This is a genomic window from Leeuwenhoekiella blandensis MED217, from assembly GCF_000152985.1.
Classification (GTDB): Bacteria; Bacteroidota; Bacteroidia; order Flavobacteriales; family Flavobacteriaceae; genus Leeuwenhoekiella; species Leeuwenhoekiella blandensis.
This window is the reverse complement of the sequence record NZ_CH672395.1, coordinates 789,203-808,979: the sequence shown is the minus strand read 5'-3', so window position 1 is coordinate 808,979 and position 19,777 is coordinate 789,203. Positions and strand designations below refer to the sequence as shown.

The window sequence follows — 19,777 nt, the reverse complement described above, 5'->3', positions numbered from 1 at the left end:
TGCACCCAAATTAAATATTTCTTCATGAGTACTCCCATTAAGGCAAAAGCCGCGCTGATTTCTGTTTTTAGTAAAGAAGGCCTAGAGCCACTAATTAAAAAGTTTGACGAACTAGGTATAACCCTTTATTCTACGGGAGGCACCGAGAAATTTATCAAAGATCTAGGGGTGCCGGTGGTACCCGTTGAAGATGTAACTTCCTATCCTTCGATTCTAGGAGGAAGAGTAAAAACACTTCATCCAAAAGTTTTTGGTGGAATTTTGAACCGTCAGGACAATGAGAGTGACGTTGCAGAAATGAAAGAATATGATATCCCGCAACTTGATATTGTGATCGTTGACTTGTATCCTTTTGAAAAAACAGTTGCTTCAGGAGCTTCAGAACAAGATATTGTTGAAAAGATTGATATCGGCGGAATTTCATTAATTCGTGCCGCTGCTAAGAACTTTAAGGATACGCTTTGCGTTTCTTCGGTTGATGATTATGAAGAAGTTCTAGAGCTCATCAGCGCTAATGAAGGAACGACCACGCTAGCAGATCGTAAACGTTTTGCTGCAAAAGCATTCAATGTTTCATCACATTATGACACTGCTATTTTCAACTACTTTAATGAAGAAGAGGTAGTTTACAAAGCCAGCTACACGCAAGGAAAGTCTTTACGCTACGGAGAAAACCCACATCAAAAAGGAACTTTCTTTGGGGATTTTGATGCGATGTTTGATCAACTTCACGGTAAAGAATTATCGTACAACAACCTGCTTGATGTAGATGCTGCGGTCAATTTAATGGCAGAATTTCAAAATGAAGCGCCCACTTTTGCGATCTTAAAACATAATAATGCTTGTGGTCTTGCGCAACGTGATACCTTACATCAAGCTTATGTAGATGCTTTAGCGGGAGATCCTGTTTCTGCTTTCGGTGGAATTTTGATCGCAAATAAAGAAATTGATAAAGCTACTGCTGAAGAGATTCACAAATTATTTTGTGAGGTAGTTATTGCTCCAAGCTATTCTGAAGAAGCACTTGAAATTTTAAAAGGAAAGAAAAATCGTGTGCTTTTAATTCAAAAGCCAATAGCGCTTCCTAATGATCAGGTACGCAGTTGCTTGAACGGTATTTTGGTTCAGGATAAGGATGCCAAAACCGATAGCCTTGAAGATCTTTCTACCGTTACAAACAATAAACCTACAGAAGAAGAGTTAAGTGATTTAATCTTTGCTTCTAAGATTTGTAAACACACCAAATCAAATACGATTGTATTTGCAAAAGGTAAGCAACTTTGCGCCAGCGGAACCGGTCAAACCTCACGTGTTGATGCTTTACGTCAAGCTGTGGACAAAGCGGTTTCTTTTGGCTTTGACCTTAAAGGTGCTGTGATGGCAAGTGACGCATTTTTCCCATTTCCGGATTGTGTTGAGCTCGCAGACAAAGCCGGGATTACTGCGGTAATTCAGCCGGGTGGTTCTATCAAAGATCAGCTGAGCATCGATTATTGTAATGAAAATGATCTGGCAATGGTAATGACCGGTACCAGACATTTTAAACATTAAAAAGTCATATTTTTTAACTAGATTTAATATTTAACCTTTTAGCATACTCACCCTAATCTCCAGCAGCGCATATGGGCTTTTTTGATTTTCTTACCGAAGAAATAGCGATAGATCTTGGTACCGCAAACACACTTATTATTCACAATGACAAAGTTGTGGTTGACAGTCCGTCTATTGTTGCCCGTGACCGTATGAGCAATAAAATCATTGCTGCCGGTAAAGATGCTGCAATGATGCAGGGAAAAACACACGAAAACATCAAAACCATACGTCCGCTTAAAGATGGGGTAATTGCAGATTTTGACGCTAGTGAACAAATGATGAGTATGTTCATCAAAGAAATCCCGGCGCTTAAGAAACGTATGTTTGCTCCCGCGCTAAGAATGGTGGTGTGTATTCCGTCAGGAATTACAGAGGTAGAAATGCGTGCGGTAAAAGAAAGTGCCGAGCGTGTTAACGGTAAAGAGGTTTACCTTATTCACGAACCCATGGCCGCTGCAATTGGTATCGGAGTAGACATCATGCAGCCTAAAGGAAATATGATCGTCGACATAGGTGGTGGTACCACAGAAATCGCTGTAATCGCTTTAGGAGGAATTGTATGTGATAAATCGGTTAAAATCGCAGGTGATGTCTTTACCAATGATATCATTTATTATATGCGCACGCAACACAACTTGTATGTTGGAGAGCGCAGTGCGGAAAAGATAAAGATTCAAATAGGAGCCGCTACCGAAGATTTAGAGGTTCCACCAGAGGATATGAGCGTTCAAGGACGTGATTTGCTTACCGGTAAACCGAAACAGGTTCAAATCTCTTTCAGAGAGATCGCTAAAGCTTTAGATAAGTCCATTTTACGTATTGAAGATGCAGTGATGGAAACGCTTTCTCAAACGCCACCAGAACTTGCTGCCGATATTTACAATACCGGGATTTATCTTGCCGGTGGTGGTAGTATGCTACGTGGTCTGGACAAGCGTTTATCTCAAAAAACTGACTTGCCGGTGTATATTGCTGAAGATCCATTGCGCGCTGTAGTGCGTGGTACAGGGATCACGCTTAAAAACCTTAATAAGTTCAAAAGCGTACTCATCAAATAATAGCATCGTGATTCATGCAGCAAATCGTCAATTTTTTCATAAAGTACAGAAACTTTCTGCTCTATGTGCTTTTGCTGTTTATTTCACTGGTTTTTACGATTCAGTCGCACTCGTATCATCGCAGTAAGTTTGTCAATTCCGCTAACTTTTTAAGCGGAGGAATTTATAGTGGTCTAGATAACATCACAGCATATTTCGATTTAAAAGTACACAATGCGCAGCTGGTTGAAGAAAACAACAGGTTACGCACCAAACTATTAAACACTCGCGATAGCATTTCGCAGAAAATTGATACGGCTACGTTTCATAAACGCTTTCGGTTTATCACTGCAAAAACCATCAACAACAATTACACCTTTAAAGACAACTTTCTCACCTTACGCGCCGGAAGCAAAGACGGTCTAAAGCAAGATCTTGGGGTTATAACCAGCAAAGGAATCGTGGGGATTGTAGACCGTACTTCCACAAACTATGCTACGGTTATAAGTATTCTTAACAGCAATTCTCAAATAAACGCAAAACTTAAAAAAAGTAATCATTTTGGGATTTTAGTATGGCGTGGTGGTGACCCGAACATAGTAGACCTTATTGATGTACAATCAAAAGCACCTGTACAAAAGGGCGATACCATAGTCACCGGCGGAAAGTCTACCATTTTCCCAGAAGGTATTGGCATTGGCACGATCAAGTCTTTTGAGCTTGATCCCAGTGAAAATTTTTACAGCATCAAAGTAGAGCTTTTTAATGATATGACAAATATTGGTTATGTGTATGTTATTGAAAACCTTGACCGAGAAGAAATACAAACGCTAGAGCAACAAACAGCAGATGAACAATAGCATCACACATAACATCCTGCGATTTGTTTTTTTAGTACTTATTCAAATTGCCATTTTCAACAACATCAACTTTCTGGGATACATCAACCCATACCCCTACGTGTTGTTTATCGTATTGTTTCCTATTGGTGACAACAGAGCTCTACTTCTCTTTACCAGTTTTTTGCTTGGTCTTACAGTAGATATGTTTTGCAACAGCGGTGGGATGCACGCCGCAAGCTGCGTTACCATCGCCTACATACGCCCTTGGATTCTGCAGTCGATTTTTGGCCTGGCTTATGAATATAATGCTGTGAAGGTAGTTAAAGCTGGTTTTGGGCAGCGTTTGCTTTTTATCACCATTCTGGTTTTCACGCATCATTTACTATTATTTTTACTCGAAAGTTTTAACTTTTCAGACATAATCTATATACTTAAAAAGACGTTGTTTAGTGGAGCCTTTACTGTGCTTCTCTGTTTAATTTTTATAACCCTTTTTAGCGTAAAACGTAGATGAGAAAAATTTTGCTTTTTTCTATTGTTTTAATTTCCGGTATTTTATTTACGGGACGCCTGTTCTATCTCCAAATTCTAGATACTTCCTACGCAGGCTTGTCTGCAAACAACGCCATTAAGAGGATTTACGATTACCCACAGCGCGGTCATATTTATGATCGCAATGGCGAACTTCTGGTAAGCAACCAACCGTCGTATGACGTAATGGTCATTCCGCGCGAGGTCAAGCCCTTTGACACCACAGAATTTTGCAGTCTGCTAAAGATGACTAAAGAGGCCCTGGTCAAAAGACTGAATAAGGCAAGAGTATATTCTCCACGATTGCCTTCGATTGTTATCCCGCAGCTTACAAAATCTGAATATGCATACTTACAGGAAAAAATGCGTAAATACGAAGGCTTTTATATTCAAAAACGTTCGCTACGTGACTATCAGGTAGATTATGGCGCTAACTTTTTGGGATATATCGCTGAAGTTAACCGTGCTGACATTGAAGATAATCCTTATTATCAATCTGGAGATTTAAAGGGACGTACCGGTGTAGAACGACAGTATGAAGAAGTTTTACGTGGAGTCAAAGGTGTAAAATACATTCAAAAAGATCGTTTTAACCGTGATATTGGCGCCTACAAAAATGGAACTTTAGATACGCTTCCCACACCGGGAAAAGATCTTACGCTTACCATTGATGCAGAACTTCAGAAATACGGGGAAGAACTCATGGTTAATAAACGCGGTGGAATTGTCGCTCTCGAACCTTCCACCGGAGAAATTCTCGCTTTAGTAAGCGCGCCGAATTTTGACCCTTCGCTCTTAGTTGGTCGTGAGCGTTCACGCAACTTTACCGAGCTCTATTACGATTCGATTTCAAAGCCACTTTTTGATCGTGGTTTGCAAGCACAATATCCACCGGGATCACCGTTCAAAACTCTTAATGCTCTTATCGCTTTACAAGAAGGTGTTGTTGATGAGGAAGAAAGTTTTTCATGTCATATGGGCTATTACTACGGCTCTAGAGGACGTAAGCTGGGTTGCCATAGTCACCCCAGTCCGTTGAGTATGGTTCCCGGGATTGCAAACTCTTGCAATGCTTATTTTGCTAACGTTTATCGCCGCGTCATTGAAAAATATGACACTCCTCAAGAAGGAATGGATACTTGGCACGATCACCTGGCTAGTTTTGGACTTGGACAATATATGGGCACCGACTTGCCTACCGGCAAACCTGGCCATATACCTGATAGCGACTATTACAATAGAGCTTATCAGTACCCAAAATACAAATGGTTTAGTACTGCAACCATTTCCAACTCGATAGGACAAGGCGAAATCATCTTGACTCCGATTCAATTAGCCAATGTTACGGCTACCATCGCGAATAGAGGCTGGTTTTACACACCGCATATCGTGAAGGGTATTGAAGGAGAAACAGATGCGATTCCGGAGAAATATCGAACTAAAAACAAGACGACTATAGACCCGGCTAACTTTGAACCGGTGGTTGAAGGAATGTTTGGCGCTTATAATTACGGTACCGCTGCCGGCGTTCAAATACCGGGAATTGAGATCTGCGGAAAAACAGGAACTGCTGAAAACTACACCAAAATAGACGGTAAACGTCAACAATTAACAGATCACTCTATTTTTGTGGCTTTTGCTCCAAAAGACAATCCCAAGATCGCCATTGCAGTCTTTGTCGAAAACGGTTATTGGGGCGGAAGATACGGAGGTAAAATTGCCAGCTTAATGATTGAAAAACACATTAAAGGCGAAATTACCCGTACAGATCTTGAAGACTGGATTCTTTCACATAGCCTCGAAGAGGAATATGCAAAACCATTAAGTGGCAAGCCATTCCCAATTAATGATGGTAAAAAAATAAGTGGTCAAATCGAAGAAAAGCTTAAAAGCTAATGCGAAGCACCTCACGCAATGCACGCGGTAATTTTGACTGGCTGTTGATCTTGATCTATATGGCGCTTGTAGGCATTGGGTGGGTGAATATTTATTCTGCATCTATAGATCCTTCCGGTGTTGCAGATTTTTTTGATTTGAGCAATTTATACACCAAGCAATTGCTTTTCATCGGCTTGAGTTTGCTGCTCATCATTTTCATACTATCGCTGGAGGCTAAATTCTTTGAGCGCTTTGCCAGCCTCATTTATGTGGTTTCCATTTTATCACTTTTGGGGCTTTTTGTCTTCGGAAAAAACATAAGCGGCGCAACAAGTTGGTATTCTTTTGGAAGCTTCGGCTTACAGCCTAGTGAGTTTGCAAAAGCCGCTACAGCACTTGCTTTAGCCAAATACCTCAGCGACATACAAACCGATGTAAAATCGTTCACCCATCAGTTTAGAGCTTTTATAATCATTGCACTTCCGGCAATTTGTATTGTTCCACAGCCTGACCCAGGAAGCGCCCTTGTTTATGCGGCTTTTTTCTTTCCGCTATATCGCGAAGGACTTTCCGGTATTTATTTAATCATCGGCTCGATCACCATTGCACTTTTTGTCTTAACCCTCGCATTTGGACCGTTATATATTATTGCAGCGATCGTATTGATCGCACTTATTCTGCTTATTAAAAATCGCAAAAAGCGATTCGGGAAACGCTACTTTTATATGCTTCCGGTTGTCGCGATTCTGTTTGTTTTTTCAGTCAACTATATCTTTCAAAATGTCTTTGAGCAGCGCCATCGTGATCGATTTAATGTTGTTTTGGGTAAAGATGTTGATATGAAAAGTATTGGCTACAATACCTATCAATCAGAAATCGCAATTGGTAATGGCGGACTCACAGGGAAAGGTTTTTTAAAAGGAACTCAGACCAAAGGAAACTTTGTACCCGAGCAACACACAGACTATATTTTTAGCACCGTAGGAGAAGAATGGGGCTTTTTAGGAAGTACGCTTGTCATCTTTTTATTTGTAGCACTTATGCTCCGCATTATTATTCTTTCTGAGCGGCAAAAGAATCAATTCAGTCGTATTTACGGTTACAGCATTGCGGGTATTTTATTCATCCACTTTTTGGTTAACATCGGTATGGTTACCGGAGTTTTTCCCACGGTAGGTATTCCACTTCCCTTCTTCAGTTATGGTGGCTCGGGACTTTGGGGCTTTACGATTTTGCTGTTTATTTTTATTAAGCTCGATAGCAATCGTGTAAATGAGTGGTAATTAAAACACCCAATTAGCTAGCGGTTTTTCAGCTTCAATTTTCTGCTCTATGGAATCTTCTAACTGCGGAAAGAAATCAATACCGGTAACTTGCTCTACCTGATCAACAGCTACTACAAATTGCTGAAGCGGTGCATCACTTTCGCTATGCGGAATCAAAAATGCCAAGCAGGAATACCCCAGTTCATTTTTCCGAAGGATTAATTTATAAAATGCTCCGGGCACGACTACCTCTTCCTCTCCTATTTTCCCTAAGTTGTTTTCAAAAACGCCTCCTGTTACCACAGTAACTTTAGTATAGATCGAGGCCCATTCTCGTACCTGATGCTCTAGACGGTTCCACACACCAGCATTGAACGCATTCAACTGCGGACTAATATTACTCGTTAAAAAAGTTTCATTGTACGCCTGCGTACTGAAGCTTCGATCTGCGGCCGGACACAAATGTCCGCGATCATAGCCACTATTCTTATAATTTCGCCAATCTGCTGCTCCCGTTTTTACTGCATCGTCTACCATAAAATAAGGCCGACTCAAGGCTTTACTACTGGTTAACTGTGAATAGTCTAACGTATAAGCGACCCACGACGCCTGCTCTGCTTCTTCGTTATAGGCAAGACTGAAATATTGATGATGCACGAGCGTCTCCGGTGATGCTTCAGGAAGTAGAAAACTCAATGAAGTGGACTTAACTTCAGCTCCTGCTGAAACCTGAGCTTCCTTTTCCTTTTGATCTAAATAATCATTCGTTAAATAAATCAACGTGATAGCCACCATCATCAAAAGTGGATAGGTATATTTTCTTCGCATAGTTTATTGTACTCCTTTTACATCCAGCGCATCACGTAATGCATTTCCCATAAGCATAAACGCCATCACCAGACTCATAATCGCTAACCCGGGAATTATCGCCAGGTAGGCTTTTCCTAAAATGATATAAGAATAATGATCTTTGATCATCGCTCCCCAGCTAGGAATAGGTGGTTGTGCACCTATTCCTAAAAAGCTCAGCCCGCTTTCGATTAGAATTGCACTGGCAAAATTGGCAGCGCTAATCACAATCACAGGTGCCAATATATTTGGAATAATATGTCGAAAAAGAATACGCATATTCCCGTAACCTAAAGCTCTTGCTGCAGTCACATACTGCGCCTCTTTAACGCTCAAAACCTGCCCTCTCACGACACGCGCAACCTCAACCCACATTGTGAGTCCGACGGCAATAAAAACCTGCCAGAACCCTTTTCCTAAAGCCAAAGTAATTGCAATCACCAGCAACAGTGTTGGGATCGACCACGTCACATTGATCACCCACATAATAAACGTATCTACTTTACCGCCGTAATATCCGGCAACAGCACCCAAAAACACGCCAATCAATAAAGAGATCAATACCGCTACAAAACCTATACTAAACGAAATACGCGTACCTATAAGCATTCTGCTCAGCAAGTCTCTTCCGTATTTGTCGGTTCCTAGCAGGAACGTTCTTTCGTTTACATAGAGTTCTTCAAAGGTACTTTTAGAAGGATTAGACAACTTAGGAAACTCCTTGATCGAAATGGCTTTAGTAAGCTGAAGTTCTTCATCTTCAGAATAGGGCGTATACTCAATCTCCTCCTTGAGTAATTTAAAATCTAAAATGGGGATTTCGGTATCGGTGTTAACTGTTCCCGTAAAAAATGAACTCCAGGTACTTTGATCACTTTGTTCCGGACCGGGAACTGTAAGCATTTTTACGGTAAATCCCGGTTTTTTAGAATGAATTGCCAAATGCATTTGATTGGCATTACGAGAATCATCCGGGGCGATGAGGTACGCAAAGAGCGCTACGAGACCACAGAGTACAATATATATAAAACTCAAAACGCCCCAGAAATTTCGTTTGAATTTCTGGAGCGCTAAATGAGTTAATGAGCTTGAATGTTCTGCCATAGGTTAATCCCTAACGTCAGCCAATTTACCTCTTCTAATATTATTTACTTTAAGATCTTCTAACACGTTTATGGCCTCATCCATATAAACATCTTTAGCCAGATCTTCGTGCCAACGCTCACGTTTTTGCTTTAAAACAGTGTCGTTTTCAAATTTCTTAATTTCATAAGGCAAGGACTTAAAAGTAAGGCCAGACTCATAATTACGCAGGTCGTCAAAGCGTTTTGCTTCGGCTTCATTTTGTTCCATCTTGGCTGCGTAAGCATCAATATTTAATGGCCAAACAGAATCATCTTGCTTACTTTTGATCCATTTTGCGTTTTCTTCAATAAGCTGTAGTTGCTTATTCTTTGCCATACGCTCGTTACTATTGCTAATGGTTTGATCATAGTCAATATAACCGTCCCAAACTTCATAATCTGCAGCAGCAATTTTATCCCAAGGCAACGGGTTATCTAGATCTTTCTCACCAATATCAATATAGCTGAAACGGTCTGGAACCACCACATCACTTTTTACACCTTCCAATTGTGTTGAACCACCATTAATTCTGTAGAACTTTTGGGTGGTGATTTTTAAAGCTCCCATATCTCCAAGATCATTTTGACGCAACCAGCGATTTAAATCATATACATTCTGCACTGTTCCCTTACCATAAGTTTGTTTACTACCTATGATCACTGCTCTCTTATAATCTTGCATTGCAGCTGCAAGAATCTCACTCGCAGATGCTGAAATTTCATTCACCATAATCACAAGCGGCTTATCCCATAAAATATCAGGATCTTTATCTTTCAAGATTTCGCTGTCAGCACCATTGGACTTCACCTGTACGATAGGGCCTTCTTTAATGAATAAACCTGCGATATCAACAACCGTAGAAAGTGAACCTCCTCCATTGTTACGCAAATCAATTACAAGACCATCTACATCTTGTTCTTTAAGACGAATGATTTCTTTTTTAACATCGGTAGCTGCGTTGCGTTGCTCTGCATTTTGCATATCAAAATAAAACTTAGGCAAGTTAATTACCCCATATGTTCTATCATCTTTATCAACCGTCGTGGTTTTTGCATACGTCTCTTCAAGTTCTACAACGTCACGAGTGATCGCCACGTTTTTAATAGAACCGTCTTTCTTTTTCACGTTTAAAGTAACAACAGTTCCTTTAGGGCCTTTGATCAATTCAACAGCATCATCTAAACGCATTCCTACAACGCTTGTAGCAACATCTTCATCTGCTTGTTTTACTTTTAGAATGACATCTCCTTCCTCTAGCTCTTCACCTCTCCAGGCAGGTCCGCCAGAAATGATTTCTGTAATACTGATCTCATTACTTTTCTTTTGAAGACGAGCACCAATTCCTTGAAACTGTCCGCTCATTTGCATATCAAAACGATCTTTATCAACCGGGGCAAAATAAGTCGTGTGCGGATCAAACTCTTCTACAATAGCATTGATATAAACTGAAAAGTAATCTTCGCGATCTAATTCCTCTGCAAATTCAAAATATTCTTTAAGGGATTGCTTTGTAGTAGCTCTGGTTTCTTCTTCGATCTCTGCATTAGAAAGCGCTGTGTATCCTACTGAATCTTCAACCTTTTTAGCTTCTTCTTCAAGACGATCGTAGTACGTCCCGATCGTGTTGAATTTCATTTGGTTTGCCCAACGCTCTTTTAATTCCTTCTGATTTTTAGCATAATCCAAATTTTCATAATCGGTATCTATACTCTCCTGTTTTGAATAGTCAAATGGCGTTTCTAAAACCTCTGCATAAATTGCCTTTGACTCTTCCATACGCTCTCGTAAACGCGTGTATGCTAAATCGAAAAAGCTAATATCTTCATTGCGAATTTGATCATCAATCTGTGTCTTGTATGCTTCAAACTCTTTGATATCACTCTTTAAAAAATAGCGTTTAAGCGGATCTAATGAAGTCACAAAATCATCAAATACTTCTTCAGAAAAAGCATCATTGAATTCTTTTGCATCATAATGTCCTTTTTCAAGAACATAAGAGATCAAGCTTACTAGGACTTTATCTTTTCCGGGATCTTCATCACTTGTGGTAAAACTGCAAGAGGCTGCAGCTAAAAGTAAGGCCAAAACTAGAACCTTTACATTTTTTATCATAATACGTTGCATTTTCATCTTTTACTAGCAATCTACATTAAAAACCGTGCCACGGCTCATTTTTTCAGCTAACAATTTGTTAAACGTTAAGCCCAGCAATGGCTTGGTAATTTAGTATTTTAGCGCCAGAAAGCAAAACCAAATGGAGAAACAAAAACCGCTAATACTCGTCACGAATGACGATGGCATCACCGCTCCCGGCATACGCACGTTAATAAGCATAATGCAAGAGCTTGGAGACGTGGTCGTTGTAGCGCCAGACAGTCCGCAGAGCGGCATGGGCCATGCTATAACCGTTAATGACACGATTTATTGCGACCCTATAAAAGAATTTCAAGCGGATGCCCATAAAGAGTATCGCTGCTCAGGAACACCGGCAGACTGCGTAAAAATTGCAGTTCAGGAAATCATGCAGCGTAAACCCGACATTTGTGTAAGCGGCATCAATCACGGTTCTAACTCTTCAATAAATGTGATTTATAGTGGAACCATGAGCGCAGCTGTTGAAGCTGGTGTAGAAGGAATTCCCGCTATTGGGTTCTCTCTTCTCGATTATTCTATAGATGCTGATTTTTCGCATTGCGAGACCTATGTAAAAAAGATCACCCAAGAAGTATTGCAAAACGGACTTCCGAAAGGCGTGGTACTCAATGTGAACATCCCAAAACTTAAGGCCAGCGAAATACGTGGCATTAAAGTGGGACGTCAAGCCAATGCACAGTGGGTAGAGGATTTTGACAAGCGCACCAATCCTATGGGTAGAGATTACTACTGGTTAAGTGGTGAATTTGTTAATGAAGATAAAGGGGAAGATACCGATGAGTGGGCGTTGGCCAACGGTTATGTTTCGGTAGTTCCGGTTCAGTTTGACCTTACTGCACATCATTTTATAGAAAAACTCAATGGCTGGAAATTTAATGCTTAACTTTTCGTTCTACGAAAACAAACCAAGTAAGTTGTGAAGTATTACATCATAGCAGGAGAAGCCAGCGGCGATTTACACGCTGCAAATTTGATGAAGGCGATCGTAGCTGAAGATCCTCAAGCAGATTTTAGATTTTGGGGCGGCGATCTCATGAAAAAAGTTGGTGGCACACTGGTAAAACACTACCGTGACCTGGCATTTATGGGCTTTCTCGAAGTTCTAATGAATCTGCGCACCATCACAAAAAACCTCGCTTTTTGCAAGAAAGATATTGCTCGCTTTGCTCCTGATGTGATCATCTATATAGATTATCCCGGCTTTAATATGCGCATCGCTAAATGGGCACGCCAAGAGGGCTATAAAAATCATTATTACATCTCACCTCAGATCTGGGCCTGGAAAGAAGGCCGTATCAAGGCCATCAAAAAAGATGTTGACGAGATGTATGTGATTCTTCCGTTTGAGAAAGCATTTTATGAGGAGAAACATAACTTCCCGGTTCATTTTGTTGGGCATCCGTTAATTGATGAGATCAGCGCGCGCACTCCGGTTGTTCCAGAAAATTTTAGAAAAGAACACCAACTTGATGACCGCCCTATAATCGCCTTATTGCCTGGTAGCCGAAAGCAGGAAATTCAAAAAATGCTTGAAATTATGTTGAGCATTACCTCAGACTTTCCAGATCATCAATTTGTAATAGCGGGTGCACCAAGTCAGGATTTGGAGTTTTACGAGCCATTCCTAAAAAAGAACAGGATTCATATCGTTATGAATCAAACGTACAACTTGCTTGATGTAGCACACGCAGCCTTGGTCACTTCGGGAACAGCTACGTTGGAAACGGCGCTGTTTAAAGTTCCGGAAGTGGTTTGTTACAAAGGCGGAAGAATCTCTTATGAGATTGCTAAACGCGTTATCAATCTAGATTACATTTCACTCGTAAATCTTATAATGGATAAAGAGGTGGTAAAGGAACTTATTCAAACCGAATTCAATACCAAAACGCTAAAAAAAGCATTAACCGAAATTTTAGAAGAAGAAAAAAGAAAGGCGCTTTTTGATGAATATTATAAATTAGAGCAAAAGTTAGGCGGTGTAGGAGCAAGTGCCAACACAGCAAAACTTATTGTTAACGCTATACAATCAACCTCAACACCGGTTTAAATTTTTATGACAAGAATAATTTTCTGCATTGTGGCAAGTTTCGTTTTAATAAGTTGTGGCGGCAGTAAAAAAGCTGCACGCGCTAAAGCCTCTACCGAAAGCACACGATACACAGCTCCAGAAAAAAAACCTATCGCTACGTCCAGCCCTTCTACGCGAGAGCTTATGTATTTGTCTGAAATCAAACCTAGTGAAGAAAATCAAATTCGGTTTAACATCATTAAAAATGCGCGTCAATACGAAGGCACTCCGTATAAATATGGCGGAACCACACCGAAGGGAATGGATTGCAGCGGACTTGTCTACACCGCGTTTCTTGAAGAAGGCATTAGCATTCCGCGCGTAAGCCGCCATATTGCTGAAGAAGGTAAACGCATAAAAACCAACGATGTGATTCCCGGCGATTTATTGTTCTTCATTACCGGAAGACGCAGTAAACAAATCAATCATGTTGGGATCGTTGTCGATGTGCTACCCGGTCAAATTCTTTTCATTCACTCTTCTACCTCTCAAGGGGTAATCGTTTCTTCGCTCAATGAAGGTTATTGGAACAACGCGTTTAAAGAAGCTCGAAGAATTATGTAACTCATTGATTTTTTGACTAGTATTGCAAAATACTAACCTGTTTCTTGCTGCCGAAACCTATGAAAGGCATCAACCCAACTTTTTTGATCGCACTTCCCGCTTTAATTCTGGGAATTGTGATTACGCCACTATTCCATATCACACTTTCTGAGAGTGTATACGTATTCTGTGCATTATTTTTATTTGCTACAACTCTTCATTTTATACTGAAACTCAAACAGACGCAAAGTACAATCAGCGCACTAGCGGTATTTTTTCTTTTTGTTTCCCTCGGAAATCTTTTATTCAGCCTTAGCGATCCCAAGAATCAGAAAAGCCATTATACCCATAGGATACAGAATCAAAAACCTGAAAACAATTTCTACCTACGAATTGAAGAAAAACTCCGGCCCGCCTTCTATGCTGCTCGATTTGTGGTTACGGTCACACAAATTGACACAAAAACGACTTCGGGAAAGCTTATTTTGAATATTGAAAAAGATAGCGCCTCCCCGCTTTTAAGTTTGCATGTAGACGATCAAATTCTTGTAAAAACTGCTTTAGCTGAAATTATCCCTCCGCGAAATCCTTTCCAATTTGATTATCAAGAATATTTGAGAAAAGCAGGCATCTATCACCAGATCACCACATCAACCCCAGAAGTTTACCTAATAAAGCGCGGTCCAAACAGCTTAAGCGGTTATGCAGATGCATTACGGACTAAACTCAATACCGATTTAAACGAATTTGCCTTTAGCAAAGATGCTAAGGCAGTTCTCAACGCTTTGTTGCTTGGGCAACGTCAGGAGCTTTCCACCACACTTCGCGATGATTATGCAAATGCCGGAGTTATGCATATTCTAGCAGTTTCTGGATTACACGTGGGTATTTTGATGCTTGTGCTGCAGTTCTTACTCAAACCCATTGGAAATTATCGATATGCGCGCCTGTTGCGCACATTGCTCATCATTGCTGTCATTTGGATTTTTGCGTTTATCACCGGACTTTCTCCTTCGGTTTTGCGTGCAGCTACGATGTTTACATTCATACAATTAGGGACTTTACTTCATCAGCGGCAGGCCGGATTTAATGCACTTCTTACTTCCGCAGTGATCTTATTGGTAATCAATCCAAGTTTGATATATGAAGTGGGGTTTCAACTGAGTTATGCGGCTGTATTTGCCATAATGTGGCTATACCCCAAATTAGAACCGCTTTGGAATCCCAAGAACAAAATTCTTAGATATTACTGGCAACTCATTGCAGTAAGTATATCAGCACAGCTGGGCGTGCTTCCCTTAAGTTTGTATTATTTTCATCAATTCCCCGGCTTATTTCTTATAGCCAACATTGTAGTCCTTCCGGCCTTAGGCTTTTTACTTATTTATGGTTTGATCCTTCTCATGCTTGCAGCAGCCGGAATACTCCCAGAATTTATCGCAAGCTTTTACAATACCTTGCTCAATACCCTAAACCAATTTGTAAGTACGCTTGCTCAATTTGACGCATTACTTTTTAAAAATATCTATTTTTCTATTCCGTTGGTGATTTTGAGTTACTTGCTGTTATTCTTTATGGTTCAACTTGCTCAAAAGAAAAACTTCATAAACCTAGTGGGTTCGCTAACAGTTCTTATAGCATTTCCTTTAAGCTTGGCGCTTATCGAATACAATCAAGCAACACCCGCACTTTACATCCATCATTTATATAAAACCAGTTTATTTACGTATCGTAGTGCTGATCTCGATTATACATTCTACACCGAGAAAAATCAGCAAGTACCAGAAAACCTCATCGCAAATTTTAAATCTGAACAACGCATAGCGGAAATGTATCACGAAGAACTAAAACCGATTTTTAAAGTAAACGAAAGCTATATTTTAAGAATTGACAGCTTAGGCGTTTATGATCTGAAAGCTTTTAAACCCGATTATATTGTACTCAGTCAATCTCCTAAGATCAATTTGGAGCGCGTGCTCAAGCGGTTCCCAAATACTAGGATCATCGCAGACGGGAGCAATTATAAAAGTTATGTTGATCGCTGGGAATCGACTTGTCTCAAAAAGAAAATCCCTTTTCACAACACGTATGAAAAGGGATTTTATAAGATAGAGTAATTGCATTTTAACTCTTAAACGTACTTTCAAAATTAGATTGATATTCTTGCCAGGCTTCAGCGGTCGTGATTTCTAAATAGTCATCACTTTCTATCATTTTTAGAAAAATCTCTAATTGTTGTGGGGTTTTGTAGCCCGGCAAAGGTTGAATAAGATTGCCTTCCTCATCAAAAAAGACAACACTGGGGTACGCGTTGATCTTCATCGCGTGTGCAAATAAATGTTGGCTATTTCTACCTTCTCTGTTAGGATCGTAATTGGGATTGGTATACACAAAATCCTGATAATCTATAGACTCCGTCCCTTCAGCATTAAACTTAACCGCGTAGTAGTTTTCATTTACATACTTTGCAACATCTGCATTTTGAAAGGTGTTTTTATCTAGTAATTTACAAGGCCCACACCAATCAGTATAGACATCCATAAAGATTTTACGAGGTTCTTTTTCTTGTGCTTCTAAAGCTTCATTAAAGCTCATCCAGTTGATTTTATCTTGAGCGAGAAGGCTTCCTCCAAAACCAACAAATACAAAAAATATAAGGGTAACTAGTTTTTTCATGTTTACTTTTAAATAATTTAGGGCAAAAAGCAGGCCACAGTTAATGAATGCCGTGCATTAGTTTTTTAAGCAATGGATGAAGCAAAATTATTAAAACTCCGGCTCCTCCGGGAATTAAAAAGAACAATAAAAAGAAGGTAGACAAACTGTATTCTTGGGTGACTTGATCGATCATTCCTCCAGTACTACCAGCGAGTTTATTTCCTATAGCGATAGCAAGATACCACACCCCATACATCATCGCGATCATCCTACCGGGCACCAGTTTACTTACGTAAGAAAGCCCCACCGGCGACAAACAAAGTTCTCCCATCGTATGAAAGTAGTAGGCAAGAATCAACCAAATTATACTTACAGCGGCGGTCTGTGCTCCCTGAGGAATATCGCTGGCACCGTATGCCAAGGCTGCAAAACCAGTTCCTAAAAGTATGAGTCCGATTCCATATTTTACCGCCACACTCGGATTGTATTTGGATTCCCAAATCTTAGAAAAGAGCGGCGCAAAAATAATAATGAACAAGGAGTTCAAAACACTAAACCAAGAAGCAGGAACTTCTGGAGATTCTGCAGTGTACTGCTCGTAAAGCATAGTGATTACAAGCCCCCAGATTATTAAAAAGCTTGCTCCTAAAATGATATTTGCCCACTTATAATTCTTGAACGTTTGCTTGAATAATAAGTACAACACCCAAGTGATCACGCCCAGCGGAATGATAGTAATCAACGTATTTGCGATTCTAAAGATCGTTCCAGCGCTTCCTTCTAATACGCGGTCTGTATAATCATTTGCAAAAATGGTCATCGAGCCACCGGCTTGTTCAAAAGCCGCCCAGAAAAAGATGGTGAAAAATGCAAAAATAGATACCGCGACCATTCTATCTCTTACGATAGCGGTATAGCGTACAATCCTAGAGATCACTAAAACCAGAAACACCAACAGCGCAAGAAGGATCATAAAATTGCTTCCGGAAAGGCTGCCCACTTCAAACGCAAAAACATCGGTTCCTGCAATTTTTGACATGGGGTCATTGATAATCCACACCAAACCGATCAAAGCACTCGCTGCAATAAAAATTTTATCAATTGCCGTAAACGGATTTCTTTTAACCGAAGGATCTTCGGCAATTTTGCCACTTTCAATCTTAACCGGCTTCTTGCCTACTTCGCCAAATATTCCTTGAGCAAAATAAAACTGAAGCATTCCGGCAAACATAAAAACTCCAGCCAAACCAAAGCCCCAATGCCAACCCCATTGCTCACCGAGATATCCACACAATAAAATCCCTAAAAAAGCGCCGGCATTAACACCCATATAATAAATGGTGTATGCGCCATCTTTTTTGTGCTCGTGATTGGCGTACATTTCAGAAATGATCGAGGTCATTGTAGGCTTAAAAAAACCATTCCCTGCACAGAGAAGAAATAAACCTAAGTACAATGCAAACTCACTGTCAACCGCCATTGAAGCGTGCCCCAAAGTCATCAACAAAGCCCCTACAACCACAGCCATTCGATACCCTATGATTCTGTCGGCAATATAACCGCCCAAAATAGGTGTTAGATACACCATAGAAGTATAGGTCCCGTAGAGCGACAACGCGTGTTCTCTTGGCCACGCCCAGCCTTCTTCAAACAGCGATGCCGTTAAAAATAAAACCAGCAGTGCGCGCATCCCGTAATACGAAAAGCGCTCCCACATTTCGGTAAAAAATAAAACAAATAATCCGGCGGGATGACCCAACACCGGATTTTTGAAAAATTGTTCTGTAGAAGAAGTAGCCATAAAAACTAGTTGCTATTAGTTGATATCAGGATCTGCTAGTTCGTACTCCTCTTGCTCCAACATCTCGCGCTCGTTATCTTCGGCACCGTGAGTGAGCTTTTCTAATTTCTTTCTGAAAAGTAAAACCAGCAAAGCAAAAGCAATACAGAAAACTGCAATTCCGGTAAAAATGGTATACTCTCCTAACTCTGAAGCAGACTCTCCTAAAAGTCCGGCTACTTTATTACCAAAACCAGTCATCGCAAAATAAACTCCCATCATTATAGAAGCATATTTCAATGGAGCAAGTTTAGTAATATATGAAAGCGCAACCGGCGATAAGCAAAGTTCTCCTACCGTATGGAATAAATAAGCCAAAACCAACCAGTACATTGCTGACGCTCCGTTTGCTTGAAACTGTGCAGAAGCCGCAGTCATAAAAAAGAATCCTGATCCCATAATAATGAGTCCCATAATCATTTTGAATAATGACGTTGCAGTCTTTCCTTTCAGTTTACGCTTTGCCCAAAAACCTGCTACCGTTGTCCCTAGCAAAATAATAAACATCGCATTTAGTGATTGAAACCAAGATGCCGGCACCTCATTGCCTATAAATGGTAGTGCAAAAGAAAGGGTTCTATCTGTCTTTTCTGAAGCATAGATATTCATCAAACCACCCGCTTGCTCAAAAGCTCCCCAAAAAACGATTACCATTAAGAAGGAAACCAATAAAACAATCACGCGGTCTTTTTCAATTTTACTTAGTGGGCGCTTACTTGCTGCAAGTTCTTCAGGATCTGTAGACGAACCCAAAAAGTTACCTACACGCTTCAGGTATTTTTGACCTAACATATATTGTAATAATCCTAAAGCCATACCAATTCCTGCGAGACCAAAACCATAATGCCAGCCGTAAACTTCACCAACAGTACCAACCACTAAACTTGAAATGAAGGCTCCCAGGTTGATTCCGATGTAAAAAATGGTAAATCCTTTATCACGACGAATGTCTCCTTGCTTATACAGACCTCCAACCATTGTAGAGATATTTGGCTTCAACATCCCAACTCCGGCGATAATCAAACCAAGACCCGTGTAAAACGCCCACATTTGTTCAACTGCTAAGATACCGTGACCGGCAACAAGAAGAATTCCACCGTAAAGAACCGATTTTTTCTGACCTAAATATTTATCAGCGATCCATCCTCCCGGAATGGAAGAAACATAAACAAGCATCGTGTAGGTACCATAAAGCGAAAGTGCTTCGGCATTTGTCCATCCCAAACCAGGGTTTCCAGATGCAGTTTCTGCAACCAAATACAATACTAAAATCGCGCGCATCCCGTAATAGGAAAAACGCTCCCACATTTCTGTGAAGAATAAAATATACAGTCCTACCGGATGCCCAAACAATTCTTTTTGTTTAGGAAGTTGTGCTGATTGTGCCATAAGTG

General features: G+C 40.4%; 16 protein-coding genes. 10 read left to right on the top strand and 6 right to left on the bottom strand.

Features of this window, described 5'->3' with window-relative positions; translation table 11 throughout:
• The first annotated feature begins 24 nt into the window (after window positions 1-24).
• From purH to rodA, 6 genes are all read left to right on the top strand, one after another.
• Window positions 25-1,551, top strand: coding sequence for a bifunctional phosphoribosylaminoimidazolecarboxamide formyltransferase/IMP cyclohydrolase (purH, locus tag MED217_RS03445; protein WP_009779086.1), 1,527 nt, complete (start codon window positions 25-27; stop codon window positions 1,549-1,551).
• Window positions 1,552-1,622: 71 nt separating this feature from the next.
• Entirely contained in the window at window positions 1,623-2,651 is a 1,029-nt protein-coding gene (locus tag MED217_RS03440) for a rod shape-determining protein (protein WP_009779085.1), read from the top strand.
• A 14-nt stretch (window positions 2,652-2,665) separates the two neighbouring features.
• The gene (gene mreC / locus MED217_RS03435; RefSeq protein WP_009779084.1) at window positions 2,666-3,490 is read left to right on the top strand and encodes a rod shape-determining protein MreC; all 825 of its coding nucleotides are present in this window, start codon (window positions 2,666-2,668) and stop codon (window positions 3,488-3,490) included.
• Window positions 3,480-3,986 (top strand): hypothetical protein, encoded by a 507-nt coding sequence (locus MED217_RS03430; protein ID WP_009779083.1) that lies wholly within the window; start codon window positions 3,480-3,482, stop codon window positions 3,984-3,986. Before mreC ends, MED217_RS03430 begins: the two co-directional genes overlap by 11 nt.
• Window positions 3,983-5,899 carry a penicillin-binding protein 2 gene (gene mrdA, locus MED217_RS03425; RefSeq protein ID WP_009779082.1) on the top strand — a complete coding sequence of 639 codons (1,917 nt, stop codon included), beginning with the start codon at window positions 3,983-3,985 and terminating at the stop codon, window positions 5,897-5,899. Before MED217_RS03430 ends, mrdA begins: the two co-directional genes overlap by 4 nt.
• Window positions 5,899-7,164, top strand: a complete 1,266-nt coding sequence (rodA, locus tag MED217_RS03420; RefSeq protein ID WP_009779081.1) for a rod shape-determining protein RodA — start codon at window positions 5,899-5,901, stop codon at window positions 7,162-7,164. Before mrdA ends, rodA begins: the two co-directional genes overlap by 1 nt.
• Here rodA and MED217_RS03415 read toward each other — a convergent pair whose 3' ends face one another.
• From MED217_RS03415 to MED217_RS03405, 3 genes are read right to left on the bottom strand one after another with little or no spacing between them, the layout of a single operon-like run.
• On the bottom strand, window positions 7,165-7,974 hold the full coding sequence (locus MED217_RS03415) for a DNA/RNA non-specific endonuclease (RefSeq protein ID WP_009779080.1): 810 nt from the start codon (window positions 7,972-7,974) through the stop codon (window positions 7,165-7,167).
• Between the two features lie 3 nt (window positions 7,975-7,977).
• Window positions 7,978-9,099 (bottom strand): ABC transporter permease, encoded by a 1,122-nt coding sequence (locus tag MED217_RS03410; protein WP_009779079.1) that lies wholly within the window; start codon window positions 9,097-9,099, stop codon window positions 7,978-7,980.
• Window positions 9,100-9,102: 3 nt separating this feature from the next.
• On the bottom strand, window positions 9,103-11,232 hold the full coding sequence (locus tag MED217_RS03405; RefSeq protein ID WP_040533197.1) for a carboxy terminal-processing peptidase: 2,130 nt from the start codon (window positions 11,230-11,232) through the stop codon (window positions 9,103-9,105).
• A gap of 142 nt (window positions 11,233-11,374) precedes the next feature.
• Here MED217_RS03405 and surE point away from each other — a divergent pair, with 142 nt between their 5' ends.
• From surE to MED217_RS03385, 4 genes are read left to right on the top strand one after another with little or no spacing between them, the layout of a single operon-like run.
• Window positions 11,375-12,157, top strand: a complete 783-nt coding sequence (gene surE / locus MED217_RS03400) for a 5'/3'-nucleotidase SurE (protein ID WP_009779077.1) — start codon at window positions 11,375-11,377, stop codon at window positions 12,155-12,157.
• A gap of 33 nt (window positions 12,158-12,190) precedes the next feature.
• On the top strand, window positions 12,191-13,321 hold the full coding sequence (gene lpxB, locus MED217_RS03395; protein ID WP_009779076.1) for a lipid-A-disaccharide synthase: 1,131 nt from the start codon (window positions 12,191-12,193) through the stop codon (window positions 13,319-13,321).
• 6 nt (window positions 13,322-13,327) lie between these two features.
• Window positions 13,328-13,906 carry a C40 family peptidase gene (locus MED217_RS03390; RefSeq protein WP_009779074.1) on the top strand — a complete coding sequence of 193 codons (579 nt, stop codon included), beginning with the start codon at window positions 13,328-13,330 and terminating at the stop codon, window positions 13,904-13,906.
• A 59-nt stretch (window positions 13,907-13,965) separates the two neighbouring features.
• The gene (locus MED217_RS03385) at window positions 13,966-16,002 is read left to right on the top strand and encodes a ComEC/Rec2 family competence protein (protein ID WP_009779073.1); all 2,037 of its coding nucleotides are present in this window, start codon (window positions 13,966-13,968) and stop codon (window positions 16,000-16,002) included.
• A 7-nt stretch (window positions 16,003-16,009) separates the two neighbouring features.
• Here the strand turns inward: MED217_RS03385 and MED217_RS03380 are convergent, their stop codons facing one another.
• Genes MED217_RS03380 through MED217_RS03370 form a run of 3 tightly spaced genes read right to left on the bottom strand, consistent with a single transcriptional unit; the run spans window position 16,010 to window position 19,772 of the window.
• Window positions 16,010-16,561 carry a thioredoxin family protein gene (locus MED217_RS03380; protein ID WP_009779072.1) on the bottom strand — a complete coding sequence of 184 codons (552 nt, stop codon included), beginning with the start codon at window positions 16,559-16,561 and terminating at the stop codon, window positions 16,010-16,012.
• Between the two features lie 40 nt (window positions 16,562-16,601).
• Entirely contained in the window at window positions 16,602-18,344 is a 1,743-nt protein-coding gene (locus MED217_RS03375; RefSeq protein WP_009779071.1) for a peptide MFS transporter, read from the bottom strand.
• A gap of 15 nt (window positions 18,345-18,359) precedes the next feature.
• Entirely contained in the window at window positions 18,360-19,772 is a 1,413-nt protein-coding gene (locus MED217_RS03370; protein ID WP_009779070.1) for a peptide MFS transporter, read from the bottom strand.
• Window positions 19,773-19,777 lie beyond the last annotated feature (5 nt).

Coding starts and splice junctions, on each gene's coding strand:
- MED217_RS03390 (WP_009779074.1), top strand. CDS start 13,328: ATGACAAGAATAATTTTCTGCATTGTGGCAAGTTTCGTTTTAATAAGT.
- MED217_RS03410 (WP_009779079.1), bottom strand. CDS start 9,099: ATGGCAGAACATTCAAGCTCATTAACTCATTTAGCGCTCCAGAAATTC.
- MED217_RS03405 (WP_040533197.1), bottom strand. CDS start 11,232: ATGATAAAAAATGTAAAGGTTCTAGTTTTGGCCTTACTTTTAGCTGCA.
- MED217_RS03385 (WP_009779073.1), top strand. CDS start 13,966: ATGAAAGGCATCAACCCAACTTTTTTGATCGCACTTCCCGCTTTAATT.
- MED217_RS03430 (WP_009779083.1), top strand. CDS start 3,480: ATGAACAATAGCATCACACATAACATCCTGCGATTTGTTTTTTTAGTA.
- MED217_RS03370 (WP_009779070.1), bottom strand. CDS start 19,772: ATGGCACAATCAGCACAACTTCCTAAACAAAAAGAATTGTTTGGGCAT.
- MED217_RS03440 (WP_009779085.1), top strand. CDS start 1,623: ATGGGCTTTTTTGATTTTCTTACCGAAGAAATAGCGATAGATCTTGGT.
- mrdA (WP_009779082.1), top strand. CDS start 3,983: ATGAGAAAAATTTTGCTTTTTTCTATTGTTTTAATTTCCGGTATTTTA.
- MED217_RS03375 (WP_009779071.1), bottom strand. CDS start 18,344: ATGGCTACTTCTTCTACAGAACAATTTTTCAAAAATCCGGTGTTGGGT.
- MED217_RS03380 (WP_009779072.1), bottom strand. CDS start 16,561: ATGAAAAAACTAGTTACCCTTATATTTTTTGTATTTGTTGGTTTTGGA.
- MED217_RS03415 (WP_009779080.1), bottom strand. CDS start 7,974: ATGCGAAGAAAATATACCTATCCACTTTTGATGATGGTGGCTATCACG.
- mreC (WP_009779084.1), top strand. CDS start 2,666: ATGCAGCAAATCGTCAATTTTTTCATAAAGTACAGAAACTTTCTGCTC.
- surE (WP_009779077.1), top strand. CDS start 11,375: ATGGAGAAACAAAAACCGCTAATACTCGTCACGAATGACGATGGCATC.
- rodA (WP_009779081.1), top strand. CDS start 5,899: ATGCGAAGCACCTCACGCAATGCACGCGGTAATTTTGACTGGCTGTTG.
- purH (WP_009779086.1), top strand. CDS start 25: ATGAGTACTCCCATTAAGGCAAAAGCCGCGCTGATTTCTGTTTTTAGT.